At 63.9% G+C, this 16,081-nt stretch carries 17 protein-coding genes; 12 read left to right on the forward strand and 5 right to left on the reverse strand.

The features are described 5' to 3' along the window. Nucleotides 1–64: 64 nt before the first annotated feature. From ACLHHB_RS03340 to ACLHHB_RS03350, 3 genes are read right to left on the reverse strand one after another with little or no spacing between them, the layout of a single operon-like run. A complete protein-coding gene (locus tag ACLHHB_RS03340) occupies nucleotides 65–397 on the reverse strand; it encodes an SMR family transporter (protein ID WP_410216867.1) in 333 nt (110 codons plus the stop codon). Nucleotides 398–411: 14 nt separating this feature from the next. Continuing rightward, entirely contained in the window at nucleotides 412–1,401 is a 990-nt protein-coding gene (locus ACLHHB_RS03345) for a YihY/virulence factor BrkB family protein (protein ID WP_410216868.1), read from the reverse strand. A gap of 25 nt (nucleotides 1,402–1,426) precedes the next feature. Next, the gene (locus ACLHHB_RS03350) at nucleotides 1,427–2,194 is read right to left on the reverse strand and encodes a hypothetical protein (RefSeq protein ID WP_410216869.1); all 768 of its coding nucleotides are present in this window, start codon (nucleotides 2,192–2,194) and stop codon (nucleotides 1,427–1,429) included. Between the two features lie 148 nt (nucleotides 2,195–2,342). Between ACLHHB_RS03350 and purB the strand changes: the two genes are divergently transcribed. From purB to gap, 4 genes are all read left to right on the forward strand, one after another. Next, complete coding sequence (gene purB / locus ACLHHB_RS03355; RefSeq protein WP_410216870.1) at nucleotides 2,343–3,656, forward strand: adenylosuccinate lyase; 1,314 nt, start codon at nucleotides 2,343–2,345, stop codon at nucleotides 3,654–3,656. A 75-nt stretch (nucleotides 3,657–3,731) separates the two neighbouring features. Then, the gene (locus tag ACLHHB_RS03360; RefSeq protein ID WP_410216871.1) at nucleotides 3,732–4,745 is read left to right on the forward strand and encodes a FliG C-terminal domain-containing protein; all 1,014 of its coding nucleotides are present in this window, start codon (nucleotides 3,732–3,734) and stop codon (nucleotides 4,743–4,745) included. Nucleotides 4,746–4,801: 56 nt separating this feature from the next. Then, nucleotides 4,802–4,945 carry a hypothetical protein gene (locus tag ACLHHB_RS03365; RefSeq protein WP_410216872.1) on the forward strand — a complete coding sequence of 48 codons (144 nt, stop codon included), beginning with the start codon at nucleotides 4,802–4,804 and terminating at the stop codon, nucleotides 4,943–4,945. A 103-nt stretch (nucleotides 4,946–5,048) separates the two neighbouring features. Then, nucleotides 5,049–6,050, forward strand: coding sequence for a type I glyceraldehyde-3-phosphate dehydrogenase (gene gap, locus ACLHHB_RS03370; protein ID WP_410216873.1), 1,002 nt, complete (start codon nucleotides 5,049–5,051; stop codon nucleotides 6,048–6,050). A 99-nt stretch (nucleotides 6,051–6,149) separates the two neighbouring features. Here gap and ACLHHB_RS03375 read toward each other — a convergent pair whose 3' ends face one another. Both ACLHHB_RS03375 and ACLHHB_RS03380 read right to left on the reverse strand, forming a co-directional pair. Beyond that, a complete protein-coding gene (locus tag ACLHHB_RS03375) occupies nucleotides 6,150–6,902 on the reverse strand; it encodes an SDR family NAD(P)-dependent oxidoreductase (RefSeq protein ID WP_410216874.1) in 753 nt (250 codons plus the stop codon). Between the two features lie 57 nt (nucleotides 6,903–6,959). After that, nucleotides 6,960–7,277 (reverse strand): antibiotic ABC transporter, encoded by a 318-nt coding sequence (locus ACLHHB_RS03380; RefSeq protein WP_410216875.1) that lies wholly within the window; start codon nucleotides 7,275–7,277, stop codon nucleotides 6,960–6,962. A gap of 159 nt (nucleotides 7,278–7,436) precedes the next feature. Between ACLHHB_RS03380 and pyrC the strand changes: the two genes are divergently transcribed. From pyrC to ACLHHB_RS03420, 8 genes are all read left to right on the forward strand, one after another. Continuing rightward, a complete protein-coding gene (gene pyrC / locus ACLHHB_RS03385; protein WP_410216876.1) occupies nucleotides 7,437–8,480 on the forward strand; it encodes a dihydroorotase in 1,044 nt (347 codons plus the stop codon). Continuing rightward, nucleotides 8,477–9,148, forward strand: coding sequence for an orotate phosphoribosyltransferase (locus tag ACLHHB_RS03390; protein ID WP_410216877.1), 672 nt, complete (start codon nucleotides 8,477–8,479; stop codon nucleotides 9,146–9,148). The genes pyrC and ACLHHB_RS03390 overlap by 4 nt, the downstream gene beginning before the upstream one ends. A 123-nt stretch (nucleotides 9,149–9,271) precedes the next feature. After that, a complete protein-coding gene (locus tag ACLHHB_RS03395) occupies nucleotides 9,272–10,759 on the forward strand; it encodes a replicative DNA helicase (protein ID WP_410216878.1) in 1,488 nt (495 codons plus the stop codon). Continuing rightward, nucleotides 10,756–11,106, forward strand: coding sequence for a DMT family protein (locus ACLHHB_RS03400; protein WP_410216883.1), 351 nt, complete (start codon nucleotides 10,756–10,758; stop codon nucleotides 11,104–11,106). Before ACLHHB_RS03395 ends, ACLHHB_RS03400 begins: the two co-directional genes overlap by 4 nt. A gap of 98 nt (nucleotides 11,107–11,204) precedes the next feature. Further along, complete coding sequence (locus ACLHHB_RS03405) at nucleotides 11,205–12,401, forward strand: multidrug effflux MFS transporter (RefSeq protein WP_410216879.1); 1,197 nt, start codon at nucleotides 11,205–11,207, stop codon at nucleotides 12,399–12,401. 64 nt (nucleotides 12,402–12,465) lie between these two features. Continuing rightward, entirely contained in the window at nucleotides 12,466–13,863 is a 1,398-nt protein-coding gene (locus ACLHHB_RS03410) for a short-chain fatty acyl-CoA regulator family protein (protein WP_410216880.1), read from the forward strand. Between the two features lie 192 nt (nucleotides 13,864–14,055). Further along, complete coding sequence (locus tag ACLHHB_RS03415) at nucleotides 14,056–15,327, forward strand: DUF5930 domain-containing protein (protein WP_410216881.1); 1,272 nt, start codon at nucleotides 14,056–14,058, stop codon at nucleotides 15,325–15,327. Then, a complete protein-coding gene (locus ACLHHB_RS03420; RefSeq protein WP_410216882.1) occupies nucleotides 15,317–15,808 on the forward strand; it encodes a polymer-forming cytoskeletal protein in 492 nt (163 codons plus the stop codon). Before ACLHHB_RS03415 ends, ACLHHB_RS03420 begins: the two co-directional genes overlap by 11 nt. Nucleotides 15,809–16,081: the final 273 nt, after the last annotated feature.

The following is a 16,081-nucleotide window of genomic DNA, read 5'->3' on the forward strand; positions in this document are numbered from 1 at the left end:
GGCTTCCTTGGGCTCATCGACATCACAGCGATCCGCCTCTGGCTCCGCTGTTTGTCAACATGACCTAGTGTCCGACGCTGCGGGAAAAGACGTTGATCACGACCACCCCGCCGACGATCATCGCCAGCCCCAAGAGCGCCGGCCTGTCCAGCCGCTGTCCGAAAACGGCAAAGCCGATCAATGCCACCAGCGCCACGCCACAGGCGCTCCAGACGGCATAAGCAATGCCCAGGGGCAGCACCTTCAGGCTGACCGACAGCAGATAGAAACTGGCCAGATAGCAGACAGCCATGCCCAGGGTGGGACCAAGGCGGCTGAACTGCTCGGACCGCTGCAGCAGCGACGTGCCAAGAACTTCGAGTCCGATGGCAAAGGCAAGGGGGACGTAAGGTGACATGGGCGGCAGGGATCCTAGCGTTCTGCGGCGGGAGGCATGCTCCGCGGCTTGCCACCCAGATGACGATCAAGCTCCGAATTGATCTCGGCTCCGATCAGGACGATGGTTGCATTCAGCCACAACCAGGTCATCAGCGCAACGACTGCCCCGAGGGAGCCATAGGTCTCGTTGTAGTTTCCGAAATTGACGGCATACCACGAGAACAGCATCGAGGTGATGACCAGCGCGATTGCCGCAAACACGGCCCCCGGCGAGATCCAGCGCCAGCGGACATCCGGCGCCGCCGGTCCCCAGCGGTAAACAGCGGCAAGCGCCACAACCAGAACGCCGAACATGATAGGCCAGCGGATCACGGTGATCAGCGTCTCGCCTCCCCAGCCGATATGCAGGATCCTGAGAACGGCAGGAACCACGGCAATGACGCCCAGCATCGACGCGATCAGCGCCAACCCGCCCAAGGTAAAGACCATCGCCACCAGGTTCAGCCGGACAAAACTGCGTGTTTCGCGCTGAAAGAAGGCAACGTTCAGCGCGGACAGCAGCGCCTTCATCCCGCCATTCGCAGACCAGAAGGCCACAAGCAGCGCAATGATCCCGGCCGCCGAAAGGGCGCTGGTCGAAGACGAGGCGATGGAGACCACCTGCCCCCGGATGATCTCGAGCGAGCTTTCGGGCAGCAGGTTTTCCATCAGTTCAAGATGGGCCTGAATGGTCGCAGGATCGGCCCAAAGACCATAAAGCGACACAAAGGCCGTGATCGCCGGAAACAGCGACAAAAGGCCGAAAAAGGTGACGCCTCCCGAAACGGAAGTGACGCGATCTTCGCCGATCTGGCGGATGATCGACTTGCCCAGGATCATCAGATCCTGGCGTGTCAGGTCGCGCAGCCGCTTGTGTTTCATGGAAGGGGCAGGCTTGTCCTCGGGCTTGAGGCCGTATTGCTGCCGGGTTTCCTCATCAAGCGGGTCGAAAAGCGCTTCCAGAACGCCATGGGTCCGGGGCATGTCGCGCTCCTTCCTTAGGGTCGGATCACAGGCGGTGCATCCTGTCATCGTCGCGCTGCGCCGGTTCCCGAGCGGGATCCTGAACCGGGTCCGGGCGCTGTCCGGCACCCCCTCGCAGGATGGCCTTCAACTGATCCGCGGCAGTGACGAAATCGCCGACGATCGTGGTGGCCTGCTGGGACACGCCGCGAAAGGCGGTAAAGGCCGCAACAAGCGATTGCGCCACGCCGTTCAGGCTTTGCGAAAGTTCGTTTGCGGTCTTGGTCAGATCCTTTGCCACATTGCCGGGCTGCGGTCTTGCCTTCGCGGCCGCCGCGTGGGGGCGGGCACTGCCGCGTCCGGCCTCGGCCCGCAGCCGGGCAGTCTGGCGCGCGTCCTCGCGAGCCTGGTCCTGAACGCGGCGCCGGATCTCGTCGCGCTCGTCCTCGTCCATTGTTGCAAACCGCGGCGCCATCCGCTGCCGGTCATGATCCCGCGACGACCGGCGGGGAGCGGGATCATCACTCCCAATCAGCGCGCGTGCCGCCAGCGACGTGGCCGCGGCAAGCCCTGCGACGCCAAGGGCGACGCCGCCCCAGACCACCACCTTGGCCGTCATGGACGGTTCGGGCCAGGCACGGCGTCCATCGGGGGACACCTTGCCCGAAGGGGGAATGCGGCTGGAAGTCGTCTTGCGCTGCCCCTTCGGGCTGGCCGTCCGGTGCCCTTTCGGAACGGGACGAGGGCCAAAGCGGGTTTGGCTGGTCCGATCGGCTTCGGTCGTTTCGGTATCGGGGTCATTGGGGCGGGGCATGTCTGTCCTCGGCTTTCGGGTCGGTCCTGTTGAAGGATCAACCCCCCGCCAAAGAGGAATGTTCCGCTGCCGCGCACTGTAATGTGATGAAAACTTGCCCCGACGGCAGGTCCCGGCTATGCCCGCGCCAACCGCAAAGGAGCCTGTCATGATCCCGCGTTACGCCCGCCCTGAAATGGTCGCCATCTGGTCGCCCGAGACCAAGTTCCGCATCTGGTATGAAATCGAGGCCCATGCCTGCGATGCCCAGGCCGATCTTGGCGTAATCCCGCGCGAAAACGCCGAAGCCGTCTGGCGCGCGAAGGATGTCGAGTTCGATGTTGCCCGGATCGACGAGATCGAGGCCGTCACCAAGCATGACGTGATCGCCTTCCTGACGCACCTGGCCGAGCATGTGGGGGCCGATCAGGCACGCTTTGTCCATCAGGGCATGACCTCCAGCGACGTGCTGGACACGACACTGAACATCCAGCTGGTGCGCGCCGCCGACATCCTGCTGGCCGACATGGACAAGGTGCTGAGCGCTCTCAAGCGCCGTGCCTACGAGCACAAGGACACCGTCCGCATCGGCCGCAGCCACGGCATCCATGCCGAGCCGACCACGATGGGCCTGACCTTTGCCCGCTTTTATGCCGAGATGGCGCGCGGTCACGCCCGGCTGGAAGCCGCACGGGCGGAAATCGCCACCGGCGCGATCAGCGGCGCGGTCGGCACCTTCGCCAATATCGACCCGGCAGTCGAGGAGCATGTGTGCGCCAAGCTGGGCCTGCGCCCGGAACCCATCAGCACGCAGGTCATCCCGCGCGACCGCCATGCCATGTTCTTTGCGACGCTTGGCGTGATTGCCAGCAGCATCGAGAACATCGCCACCGAGATCCGCCACATGCAGCGCACCGAAGTGCTGGAGGCCGAAGAGTTCTTCAGCCCCGGCCAGAAAGGTTCGTCGGCCATGCCGCACAAGCGCAACCCCGTCCTGACCGAGAACCTGACCGGCCTTGCGCGCCTGGTCCGCATGGCCGTGATTCCCGCGATGGAGAACGTGGCCCTGTGGCACGAACGTGACATCAGCCATTCTTCGGTGGAACGCGGCATCGCGCCGGATGCGACGATCACGCTGGATTTCGCGCTGAACCGCCTGGCCGGCGTTGTCGAAAAGCTGGTGATCTATCCTGACAACATGCTGAGGAACATGAACCAGTTCAAGGGCCTCGTCATGTCACAGCGGGTGCTGCTGGCACTGACGCAAGCCGGTGTATCGCGCGAGGACAGCTATCGACTGGTCCAGCGCAACGCGATGAAGGTCTGGGAGCAGGGCGCCGATTTCAAGACCGAGCTGTTAGCCGACCCCGAAGTGACCGCTGCCCTGAGCCCCGCGGAAATCGAGGAAAAGTTCGATCTCGGCTATCACACCAAGCATGTCGACACGATCTTTCGCAGGGTTTTCGAGGCAGCACCGCTGTAATTGTCGTCAATCGTCAACCTTGCGTTAAACGACTCATGACAATGTGGCCGCCGACGGAACCTGACGGAGGCGGCCATGACAACCCGGACCCAGCTGAGCCAGCGGCAGAAGGCCGCCGTGATCGTCCGCCTTCTGCTGGACGAGGATGACACAGTCGGCCTGGACCGCCTTAACCGCGAAAGCCAATCCCTGCTGGCGCAGGAGATGGCGCAGATGGAAATGATCGACCGTCAGACCCGGGACGCCGTCATCGAGGAATTCTGCAACCGGCTGGAGGCGGTGGGCGTGACCTTTCCGGGGGATCTGGACGGCACGCTGGCCATGCTGGGGGGCCGCATCTCGGATGACAGCTCGGATCAGGTACGTCAGGCCGAGGCCATTGCCGGACGTGCCGATCCTTGGGCGCGCATCGGCAAGCTGCCGAGCGAGCAGCTGAAGCAACTGGCGGAAAAGGAACCGATCGAACTGGTCGCGTTGATGCTGTCCAAGCTGCCGGTCGAGGCCGCGTCCCAGACATTCACTGCCCTGCCTCGCGAACGCGCCCGCGTCGTGGCGCAGGCCATGTCTCTGACCTCGGGCGTGACGCCTCATGCGCTGCGGCGCGTGGGGCTGGTGCTGCTGCAGGCGGCCGATGCACTGCCAAAGCCCGCCATCCCTACACCGGCGGCCGACCGCATGGGGGCGATCCTCAACTTTGCCAATTCGGAATTGCGCGACGACGTGCTGGAAGCACTGGATCAGCGGGACGTCGAGTTCGCCGATGATGTCCGCAAGGCGATCTTCATCTTTGCCCATATCCCCAGCCGCCTAGAACCGCGCGAGGTCCCGCGCCTCGTCCGCGATGTCGAGCAATCCGTCCTGGTCCGCGCCTTGGCCGGAACAGCCGAAGCGGACGCCGCCGCCGCCGAATTTATTTTGGCCAGCCTGTCCCAGCGCATGGCCGACGGCCTGCGCGAAGAGCGCGACGCACTGGGCAAACCACGCGCCAAGGATGTCGAGGACGCCATGACCGAGGTCGTTTCGGCCATCCGCAGGCTGGAGGAGGCTGGCCAGATCACCCTCAAGCTGCCCTCGGACGATGCGGAATGACGGCCGCCTTGTCCGCATGGGGGCCTTGAGCAATACATTGACCACCGGAGGCCGCCATGACCAACCAGATCGCCATCGCCCTTCTGCTGCTGATCGCGGCGGCCTTTCTGGTTGATCAGGTCTGGCTGGAGGGCACGCTGCCCTTGGTTGCGGCGCAGACCCTCGACCGGTTCATCGAATACCTCAGCTTCTGGCGCTGACGACCGGTCTGCCTGTTAGCGTGGGACAATGGTTCGGCGTTTGCATCGCCCTTGTCGCCACGTTACAGGAAGGGCAACCGTCATCAGCTCAAGAGGCATACCCATGGCAGTCAAGGTCGCCATCAACGGCTTCGGCCGGATCGGTCGCAACGTCCTGCGCGCAATCATCGAATCCGGTCGCACCGACATCGAGGTCGTTGCCATCAACGATCTGGGTCCGGTCGAGACAAACGCCCATCTGCTGCGCTATGACAGCGTCCATGGCCGCTTCCCGGCCCAAGTCACCGTCAACGGCTCCAGCATCGATGTCGGCCGTGGCCCGATCCAGGTGACCGCCATCCGCAACCCGGCCGAGCTGCCCTGGGGCGATGTCGACGTGATCATGGAATGCACCGGCATCTTCACCTCAAAGGACAAGGTGCAGCCGCATCTGTCGACCGGCGCCAAGCGGGTGCTGATCTCGGCTCCGGGCGAAAATGCCGACAAGACCATCGTTTTCGGCGTGAACCACGACACGCTGACCAAGGACGATCTGGTCGTGTCGAACGCCAGCTGCACGACGAACTGCCTGTCGCCGGTGGCCAAGGTCCTGAACGACACGATCGGCATCGATCGCGGCTTCATGACCACGATCCACAGCTACACGGGCGACCAGCCGACGCTGGACACGATGCACAAGGACCTGTATCGCGCCCGCGCCGCTGCGCTGTCCATGATCCCGACCTCGACCGGCGCCGCGAAGGCCGTGGGCCTGGTGCTGCCCGAACTGAAGGGCAAGCTGGACGGTGTCGCCATCCGCGTGCCGACGCCGAACGTTTCGGTTGTCGACCTGACCTTCGAAGCGGGCCGCGACACGTCGGTGGCAGAGATCAACGACGCCATCCGGGCAGCCGCTGATGGACCGCTGAAGGGCGTCCTGGGCTATACCGATGAGCCTCTGGTGTCTTCGGACTTCAACCACGACCCCCATTCCTCGATCTTCCACATGGATCAGACCAAGGTCATGGAAGGCCGCCTGTGCCGTATCCTGACCTGGTACGACAACGAGTGGGGCTTCTCGAACCGCATGTCCGACACGGCCGTGGCCATGGGCAAGCTGATCTGAAGGATCAGGCTGATCATACGAACGCGAACGGCGGAGGTCATCCTCCGCCGTTCTTGCCTGGTATCATCACATCGTGCCGCACGCAGGCGCATCGCAACGCTAGTCCGCGTAGATCATCCGCACGCTCATCCCGCCATCGACGACGAATTGCTGGCCGGTGATGAAGCCCGCTTCGTCCGAGGCAAGCCATGCCACCAGTCCGGCAATGTCCTCCGGACGTCCCACCCGGCCGACGGGATGCTGCGCACGGTCCTGGTCGGAATGTTCAGGCTCCTGCCGCTCGGATCGCTTTTGCCACAGGCCCGTCTCGATCCAACCGGGCAGGATGCAGTTGGCGCGGATTTCGGGACCCAGGCTGACGGCCAAGGCATGGGTAAGGGCCACCAGTCCGCCCTTTGCGGCAGCATAGGCTTCCGTCTGCGGCTCGGACTGCCGGGCACGGGTCGAGGACATCGTGACGATGCTTCCACGCCCCCGGCGCAGCAGCGGAACCGATTCGCGCACGCAGAGAAAGGCGCCCGTCAGGTGACTGTCCTGCCAGCGCCGCCAGTCCGCCAGGGACAGATCCTCGATCGGGCCACTGACCGGATCCGCGATGCCGGCATTCGAGACGAGAAGGTGCAGCGGATCGTCACCCAGCCAGGCACGCAGGTCGCAAAAACCGCGAGTCACCTCTTCTTCGTTCCCGACATCGACTTGCAGGGCCAGTACCTCGTGATCCGTCTGGGACAGTTCGCCCAGCGCCTCGGCATCCATGTCGAAAGCCGCGACACGCCAGCCATCGGCCCGAAGCCGGGTCACGATGCCCTTGCCGATCCCTTGTGCGCCACCTGTCACCAATGCCGTTCTCATGCTGCCTCCATCTCGACTGGACAACAGATCAACCACGGCATGAGGGCAGTGTTCCGTTCAGCGAACCTTGGGGGCCGACAGCCGACGGGAATTGGCACGCGTCCGCTTGCCATAAGGGCGCAGACCGACGGCCATCATCCGTTCGGGGCTGGCACCCTTCATGCCGGCCTTTGCCATCGCGAACATGGCTTCGGAGGCCGCGGCCTGCTTTTCGGCCACCATCAGGAAAGGCTCTCCGGGAGCCTGTGCCATCAGGCCCATCATTCCTGCCATGCGCAGGCCAATGACCATCTGCGCCTCGATCGCCATGCGGGAGAACTGGGACACCAGACGCATCTGGGGCGCAGGCAGGAACATCGGCATCATGGTCTTCATTGGGCGAAACCTTCAATCGGGCGCCTGCACGATTGCCGTGCAGGACGGTCCACACTGCGTGCGACGCTGCCAAGATACAACGGTGACGCAGGGACAGGGTTCCGCGAAAGCGGACAGGAGAACTTGGCAAGCGCCTTTTGCCATGTATAGAGGCACATCATGACACAAACGCTGACACTCCGCCGCCCTGACGACTGGCACCTGCATCTGCGCGACGGCGCGATGCTGCAAGCCGTCGCCCCTCATTCCGCAGGTTTCGGCCGCGCGATCATCATGCCTAATCTGGTGCCGCCGGTGGTGACCGGCACCCAAGCCGCGGCCTATCGGGACCGCATCCGCGCCGCCCTGCCCCCGGGCGCGGCACTGGACCCGCAGATGACGCTGTATCTGACCGACAGCACGGATCCGGCGGACGTGGTCGGCGCCTTCCGCGACGGCATCATTCGGGCGGTCAAGCTGTATCCGGCCGGTGCCACGACGAACAGCGCCTCTGGCGTCACGGATTTCGACCGCGTGCGCCCGGTGCTGGAGGCGATGGCCGAGGCGGGCGTGACGCTTTGCGTGCATGGCGAGGTCACCGACCCTGCCGTGGACATCTTCGACCGCGAAGCGGTCTTCATCGACCGCGTGCTGGAACCCCTGCGCCGCGCCACGCCGGGGCTGCGGGTGGTGATGGAGCATATCACGACCTCGGAGGGCGTGGCCTATGCCCGCGCGGGCGGCGACGACCTGGCGGCCACGATCACGACGCATCACCTGGTCATCAACCGGAACGCCATCCTCGCGGGCGGCATCCGGCCGCATTATTACTGTCTGCCGGTGGCCAAGCGCGAATCCCACCGCCTGGCGCTGCGCGCGGCGGCCACCAGCGGCGAGGGACGGTTCTTCCTGGGCACCGACAGCGCGCCCCATCCCGACAGCGCCAAGCTGCAATCCTGCGGCTGCGCCGGCTGCTTCACCGCGCCCAACACCATGTCGATCCTGGCCCAGGTCTTCGAGGACGAGAACGCGCTGGACCGGCTGGAGGCCTTTGCCAGCCTGAACGGTGCAGCCTTTTATCGCCTGCCCGCGTCCGAGGGCCGGATCACCCTGACCCGCCGCGACACGCCTGCCACCTATCCCACCCACATCACCGCGGGGTCCGAGACCGTGACCGTCTTCGACCCCGGTTTCCCGCTGTTCTGGCACCAGGAGCCCGCATGAGCCTGACCTTCCCAACGCGCGAGGAAATCGCCCGCCTTTCCGCCCGGATGCTGCTGGAGATCAAGGCGGTCGACTTCAACGCCGCCCAACCCTTTACCTATGCGTCGGGCCTCAAGGGTCCGACCTATGTGGACTGCCGCCGCATCATCAGCTTTCCACGGGTCCGTTCGACGCTGATGGATTTCATGGCGGCTACCGTTCTGCGGGATGCGGGCTTCGAGGCTTTCGACAATGTCGCGGGGGGCGAAACCGCGGGCATTCCCTTTGGCGCGCTGGTGGCGGAGCGTCTGAGCCTGCCGATGACCTATGTGCGGAAAAAGCCCAAGGGTTACGGCCGCAACGCCCGGATCGAGGGCGTGATGACGGAAGGGAGCCGCGTCCTGCTGGTCGAGGACCTGACCACCGACGGGGGCAGCAAGCTGTCCTTCGTGGAGGCGATTCGGGAAACCGGCGCCACCTGCGGGCATACGGCCGTCATCTTCTATTACGGCATCTTTCCGGAAACCACGCAACGGTTGGCGGATCATGGCGTGGTCTTGCATCACCTGTGCACCTGGTGGGACGTGCTGGCCGAGGCACGCGCGCAACAGTGTTTTGACGAGGCCACTTTGTCCGAGGTGGAGAATTTCCTGAATGATCCTCGTGCCTGGCAGGCCGCGAACGCCTAACGGGCAGGACTTATCCACAAGATGTCCACAGATCCATGCACTGGAATCTGCGACCGGGCAATTTCAGCGCCCGGCCCTTTGGTCTAGTCTTTCCCTTCAACCACAAGAAAGACAGGAAGCGACATGAGCGGATTGCGCGTGATCATTCCCGGCCAACCGGACAGTGCCGAGGACAAGCCCGCCATTCCCTTCTCGCTGGAGGCGGAACAGCAGCTGCTGGGCGCGTTGCTGACCAACAACGACGTGTTCGACCGGGTCAGCCAGATCATCAAGTCGGACCACTTCTATCATCCCGTCCATGCCCGCATTTTTGATATCTGTGCCGAGCGCATCCGCAAGAACGCGCTGGCAAGCCCGGTCACGATCAAGGCGTTCCTTGAAAACGACGACGGTCTGAAGGAACTGGGCGGCCCGGCCTATCTGGCGCGCATGGCGGCAGCGGCCATCTCGGCTTATGCCGCGCGCGATTATGCCCAGATGATCCGCGAATTCGCCCTGCGGCGCGAGCTGATGCAGCTGGGCCAGGACATTGCCGCCCGGGCATCCACCGTCGAAGTCGGCGATGATGCCGAGGAGCAGATCAAGGCGGCGGAACAGACCCTTTACAAGCTGGGCGAGGCCGGGGTTGCCGAGCGCGGCTTCCAGAGCTTCCTGAAGGCGGTCACGGGCGCGGTTCAGGTCGCCAATGCCGCCTATCAGCGCGATGGCAAGCTGTCGGGAATCTCGACGGGGCTGATCGACCTGGACGGCAAGATGGGCGGTTTGAACAACTCGGACCTGATCATCCTGGCCGGCCGCCCTTCGATGGGAAAAACCTCGCTGGCGACGAACATCGCCTTCAACATCGCCAAGGCCCACAAGATGGGTGAAAAGCCCGACGGCACTCATGGCACGGTCGAGGGCGGCGTTGTGGGCTTCTTCAGCTTGGAAATGTCCGCTGAACAGCTGGCGGCGCGCATCCTGTCCGAGGCCGCCGAAGTGCCCTCGGAACGCATCCGCTCGGGCAACATGGACGAGGCCGAATTCCGCCGCTTTGTCGAGGCCGCGCATGCGCTTCAGAACTGTCCCCTTTATATCGACGACACCCCTGCCCTGCCGATCAACCAGCTGGCCGCCCGCGCGCGCAAGCTGAAGCGGACGCATGGTCTGGACGTACTGATGGTCGACTATCTCCAATTGCTGAAGGCGGCGACCGCCAAGGACAGCCGCGTGAACGAGGTGTCCGAGATCACCCAGGGCCTGAAAGCCGTTGCCAAGGAGCTGAACATCCCCGTCATCGCCCTGTCGCAGCTGTCGCGTCAGGTCGAGAACCGCGAGGACAAGCGCCCGCAGCTGTCCGACCTGCGTGAGTCCGGCTCGATCGAGCAGGACGCCGACATTGTGATGTTCGTGTTCCGCGAGGAATATTACAAGGAACGCGAAAAGCCCTCGGACAGCGATCTGGACGCGATGGCCAGGTGGCAGCAGGTCATGGAGAGTGTCCATGGCAAGGCCGAGGTGATCCTGGGCAAGCAGCGCCATGGCCCCATCGGCACGGTCGAACTGGCCTTCGAAGGCCAGTTCACCCGCTTTGGCAACCTTGCGCGAGACCGCCAGTCGCAGTGGGAATAGGGCTGTCGGTCCCGGTCGTCACGATTGGATTGCTGATCGCTTCGAATGTCTTCATGACCTTTGCCTGGTATGGGCATCTCAGGTTCAAGACGGCGCCGCTGCTGATCGTCATCGCGGTCAGCTGGTTCATTGCGCTGTTTGAATACATCCTGCAGGTGCCCGCCAACCGCATTGGGCACGGGCATTACAGCGCGGCCCAGTTGAAGACCATCCAGGAGGTCATCAGCCTGTCCGTCTTTGCGATCTTCTCCTGGGCCTATCTTGGCGAGCGGCTGAACTGGCAGCATGCCGTCGGCTTTGCGCTGATCGCATTGGGCGCCTGGTTCATCTTTCACGATTTTGGCTGACCCCGACGCGGCGGCATCTGGTCTTGAGCCTGCGGCCGGTCTAGGAACACGGATGCACATCGTGCAATGTTCTGCCCTGCCGCAAAGGGACCACCCCCATGCCTGCCCTCCGCACGCCGCCCCACATGCTGACGCTGGTCGCCCTTTCAGGGGTTTCCGCGCTGTCGATGAACGTGTTCCTGCCCTCGCTGCCGGGAATGGCGCGGGATTTCGAGGTCGATTATGGCGTGATGCAGCTGTCGGTCTCGGCCTATATCGGGGCCAGTGCGGTCCTGCAGCTGCTGGGCGGGCCGATCAGCGACCGTTTCGGACGCAGGCCCGTGATCCTGTGGTCGCTGGTGGGATTCCTGCTGGCGACATTGGGAACGCTGCTGGCAACGACAGCGACCGTCTTTCTGATCTTTCGCCTGATGCAGGCAGTGGTGACTGTCTGTCTGCTGGTGCCGCGCGCCGTCATCCGCGACCTTTACGAGGGCGATCAGGCCGCCTCGATGCTGGGTTACGTCACGATGGGCATGGCGGTTGTTCCGATGATGGCGCCAGTCTTTGGCGGCGTCCTGGACGAGATCTTTGGCTGGCAAGCCAACTTCGCAGTGATGGGTCTTCTGGGTCTGGCTGTTCTTGCCGTGGCCTATCAGGACATGGGCGAAACCGTGCGCGGCGGCGGCCTGCCCCTGCGCCGGCAGATGGCGAACTATCCGATTCTGGCAAGATCGCACCGTTTCTGGGGATATTGCATGGCAGCGGCCCTGTCGCAGGGCGCCTTTTTTGCCTATCTGGGCGGTGCGCCCTTCGTGGGTGAACAGATCTTCGGCCTGACCCCTGCCCAGGTGGGATACTGGTTCGCGGCACCCTCGATCGGTTACATTCTGGGAAACTTCCTGTCAGCCCGTTATTCGCCGGTCGTCGGGCTGAACCGGATGATCCTGATCGGAGCGATGATCTGCCTTGTGGCGCTGGTTCTGGCGCTGGCGGCGGATCTGTCGGGGCTGGTCCGACCGTTGGTCTTCTTCGGGGCCATTGCGGCCATGGGTCTGGGCAACGGCATGGTCCTGCCCAACGCGAACGCCGGGATCATGAGCGTACGCCCGGAACTGGCGGGCACTGCGTCGGGCCTTGGCGGCGCGCTGGCCGTGGCGGGCGGCGCCGCGCTGTCCGCGCTGGCAGGCGCGCTGCTGCAGCCAGGCAGCGGAGCCACGCCGCTGCTGGTCATCATGTGCATTTCCGCGCTTGGGTCCCTGCTAGCGATCCTGGTGGTGCTGCGCCGCGAACGGCAGTTGCGCAGCCAAGGCTGAAGAGGCTTGCGGCACCGTCTTTGCAACCGATAGAACGCGTTTTGCAAATGGGACGGAGCGGATGATGGCCACGCAAAAGATCTATGCCGGCAGTGCCCTGCGCGAAACGCGCGCCCGCACCGGGTTGACGCAGCGCCGCTTTGCCGAATCCCTCGGCGTATCCCTCCCTTACCTGTCCCAGATGGAAAACAACCACCGGCCCATTTCGGCCGGGGCATTGTTGCGCCTGGCACAGGAATTCGGCGTCGATCTGACCACACTGGCCGCCGGTGATGCCGAACGCATGGTCATCGACATGCAGGAGGCGCTGGCCGATCCCCTGTTCGACAGCACACCCCCCTTGGCCGATCTGCGATTGGCTGCGACCAATGCGCCGGTCCTGGCACGCGCCTTTCTTGATCTCTACCGCGCGCATCGCGAGGGGCAGGAACGGCTTGCCGCGCTGGACGAGGCCATCGGGGTCGCCAGCCAAAGCAGCCTGACGACGCCATGGGAGGAAGTGCGCGACTTCTTCCATTATTGCGACAATTATATCGACGCCGTCGATCGCGCGGCGGAACGCTTTGCCTGCCCCGACGGGCAGCGGGGCGATCCATGGCAGATGGCGGTAACTACATTGGCGCACAAGAACATCCGCGTCCAGCTGGTCGAGATGCCGGCCAATTCGGTTTACCGGCGCGAGGAAAACCGCTTGCTGGTCAATGCCGCAGCCGAGGCACCGACCCGCCTTTTCCAGTTGCTGCACCTGGTCGCGCTGGAGCGTCAGGGCGAACTGATCGACGCGGTTCTGGACCTTGCGCGCTTCCGCAGCACGACCGCCCGCGACATTGCCCGCCTCGGGATGGCCAATTATTTCGCGGGGGCAGCATTGATGCCCTATCGCCAGTTCCTGGCAGCGGCACAGGCCGAGCGGCATGACCTGGAGCGGTTGTCCCATCTGTTCGGCGCCTCGCTGGAACAGGTGGCCCATCGCCTGTCCACCCTGCAGCGGCCCGGTGCCAAGGGTGTGCCCTTCTTTTTCGTGCGTGTCGATCAGGCCGGCACGATCACCAAGCGCCATTCCGCGACGCGCCTGCAATTCGCGCGGTTTGGCGGTGCCTGTCCCTTGTGGAACGTGCATCAGGCCTTTGAACAGCCCGGGCGCTTTTTGCGGCAACTGGCGGAAACGCCGGACGGAGTGCGCTATCTGCTGCTGTCGCGTGACGTGTCGAAACATGCCGGCGCCTACAATGCGCCCGTGCGGCGCTTTGCCATCGGCCTCGGCTGCGAGGTGACGCAGGCCGAGGGCATGGTTTACGCCGACGGGCTGGACCTGACCAAGCCGCGCGCCTTCGAGCCTATCGGAATTTCATGCCGCATCTGCCCGCGCCCGGATTGTCACCAGCGTTCCGTGCCTCCGATCGACCGGCCGCTTCGCATTCCGCGCGACCGTACCGGAGCCCTTCCTTATGAAATATCATGAGAATTCAATCTCAGGTTTAACATCTCGGCGGGAAGCTGCCTAAAGAGGCAGAGATCCGCGCATGTGCGGAACCTTCGCGCGCGACCATGTTGCAAAGAAGGCACAGCTCCTGTTTACCACGTTTCATCGGAACCAAAGCGCCAATCATGATCAGGGCGTGCCTTCGGGGGACAGTGTCTGACAATGACCGTGATGGAACGACTGAACACGTCGATTGGCAGATGGCTGCCTGAACAACGGCTCTTTCTTCGCTCCGACGACACCACCCGGTTTGTACGCCTGCGACCCTTGACCCAATTGGCCGGTATCGGCGGCGTAACTGTCCTGTTCGGCTGGACCCTTGTGGCAAGTTCGTTCCTCGTTATCGACACGATCAGCACCGGGATCGGGCGCGACCAGCAGGCTCAGGTTTCGTTCGAAGACCGCCTGAACCAGTTGCAGCAGGAACGTGACGCCCGTGCGGCCGAGGCCCTGGCAGCCCAGGCAAGGTTCGGGGCCGCGTTGGAACAGGTGTCCCAGATGCAGACGCAGCTGCTGACTGCGGAAGAGCGTCGGCGCGAAATGGAAGCAGGCCTTGCCTCGATGCAGGCCACCCTGCGCGACAAGGGATCCGAACAGCAGCAGGTGGCCGCCGCCGAGGCGTCGGAGGCCCTGCCGGCCGACCGCAGCGACGAATTCTCGGTCGCGCTGGACATTCTTTCAGGCGAATTGCGCAGTGCCACCGATCAGCGGACCGAGGCCGTCCAGGAGGCCGAACTGGCCCGTCTGACAGCGCAGGAGCTGGAGGTCGAACGGGACCAGATCCTGGCCCGTAACGATGAGATCCTGACCCAGCTTGAAGATGCCGTCACCGTGTCGGTCGCCCCGCTGGACAATGTGTTCCGCTCGGTCGGGATGAACCCCGATGACGTTCTGCGCACGATCCGCAAAGGCTATTCCGGGCAGGGCGGCCCGCTGACGCCGATGTCCTATTCGACCCGCGGCGATGCGGCACTGAGCCAGGGCGAAACCAAGGCGCGCCAGATCATCGTGACGCTGGACCAGATGAACACCTATCGCATCGCCATCGAGAAGCTGCCGCTGGCCATTCCTGTCAAGCAGAGCTTCCGTTACACCTCCGGTTTCGGCCGCAGGTGGGGACGTATGCATGAAGGTATCGACCTGGCAGGTCCGGTTGGCACTCCCATCCATGTCACGGGCGACGGTGTCGTCACCTTTGCCGGCCGCAACGGCGCTTATGGCAATCTTATCAAGGTCCAGCATGAACTGGGAACCGAGACCCGCTATGCCCATCTCAGCCGCATCGGCGTGAAAGTGGGCCAAAGGGTGTCGCAAGGCGAGCTTATCGGTGCTATGGGGAACACCGGACGTTCGACCGGTCCGCACCTGCATTACGAGGTGCGCATGAACGGTCGGGCCGTGGACCCGATGAGCTTCATCAAGGCAGCAGACAATGTTCAGTAAGACCCGCGTGACCGAGAACCGCCCCCAGCAACCGTCCAGCCCTCAGGCAGCCGATCCCGCTCCGCTCGCCGCCGAGCGCAGCATCGAACCTGCGCCGGCAGCTCCGTCCGCGCCGCGTGCCCGGACGGCACCGTCCGTCCTGTCACCCGACCTGACCGTGGTCGGCAACATCACGACGCAAGGGGACATCCAGGTCGAAGGCACCATCGAGGGCGACATCCGCGCCCACCAGCTGACGGTCGGCGAAACCGCGACCATCAAGGGAGAAATCGTGGGTGACGACGTGATCGTGCATGGTCGCGTGATCGGCCGCGTGCGCGGGCTCAAGGTGCGGCTGACGGCTTCGTCGCGGGTCGAGGGTGACATCATCCACAAGACGATCGCCATTGAATCCGGCGCACATTTCGAGGGTTCGGTCCAGCGGCAGGAAGATCCGCTGAACAACGGCGGCACCAAGAAGCTGGCTGCACCGGTTGCCTGAACCTGCCTGACACTGCCCGCGTGGCCCGCTTCGGCGGGCCTTGTGCTTTGACAATGCATGGGTGCGCCTGCCTTTGGCGGCTTGCAGCCGATTTCAGGAAATGTGCAAAGCGGCGCCACAGCGTTCGCAACGCTCTCATCCCTCGGGCTGACTGGAAGGTTTCATTGCCGTTCCTGTGAAAACTCTCGCTGAACGCTGTCGTGAACGAGGCATCTCGGCTTCCAGTTTTGCCTTGGCGCATTTGTCCGTTGAAATGCATGCCATATGTGGTTG

Source organism: Paracoccus sp. (in: a-proteobacteria), assembly GCF_046462195.1.
GTDB lineage: Bacteria > Pseudomonadota > Alphaproteobacteria > Rhodobacterales > Rhodobacteraceae > Paracoccus.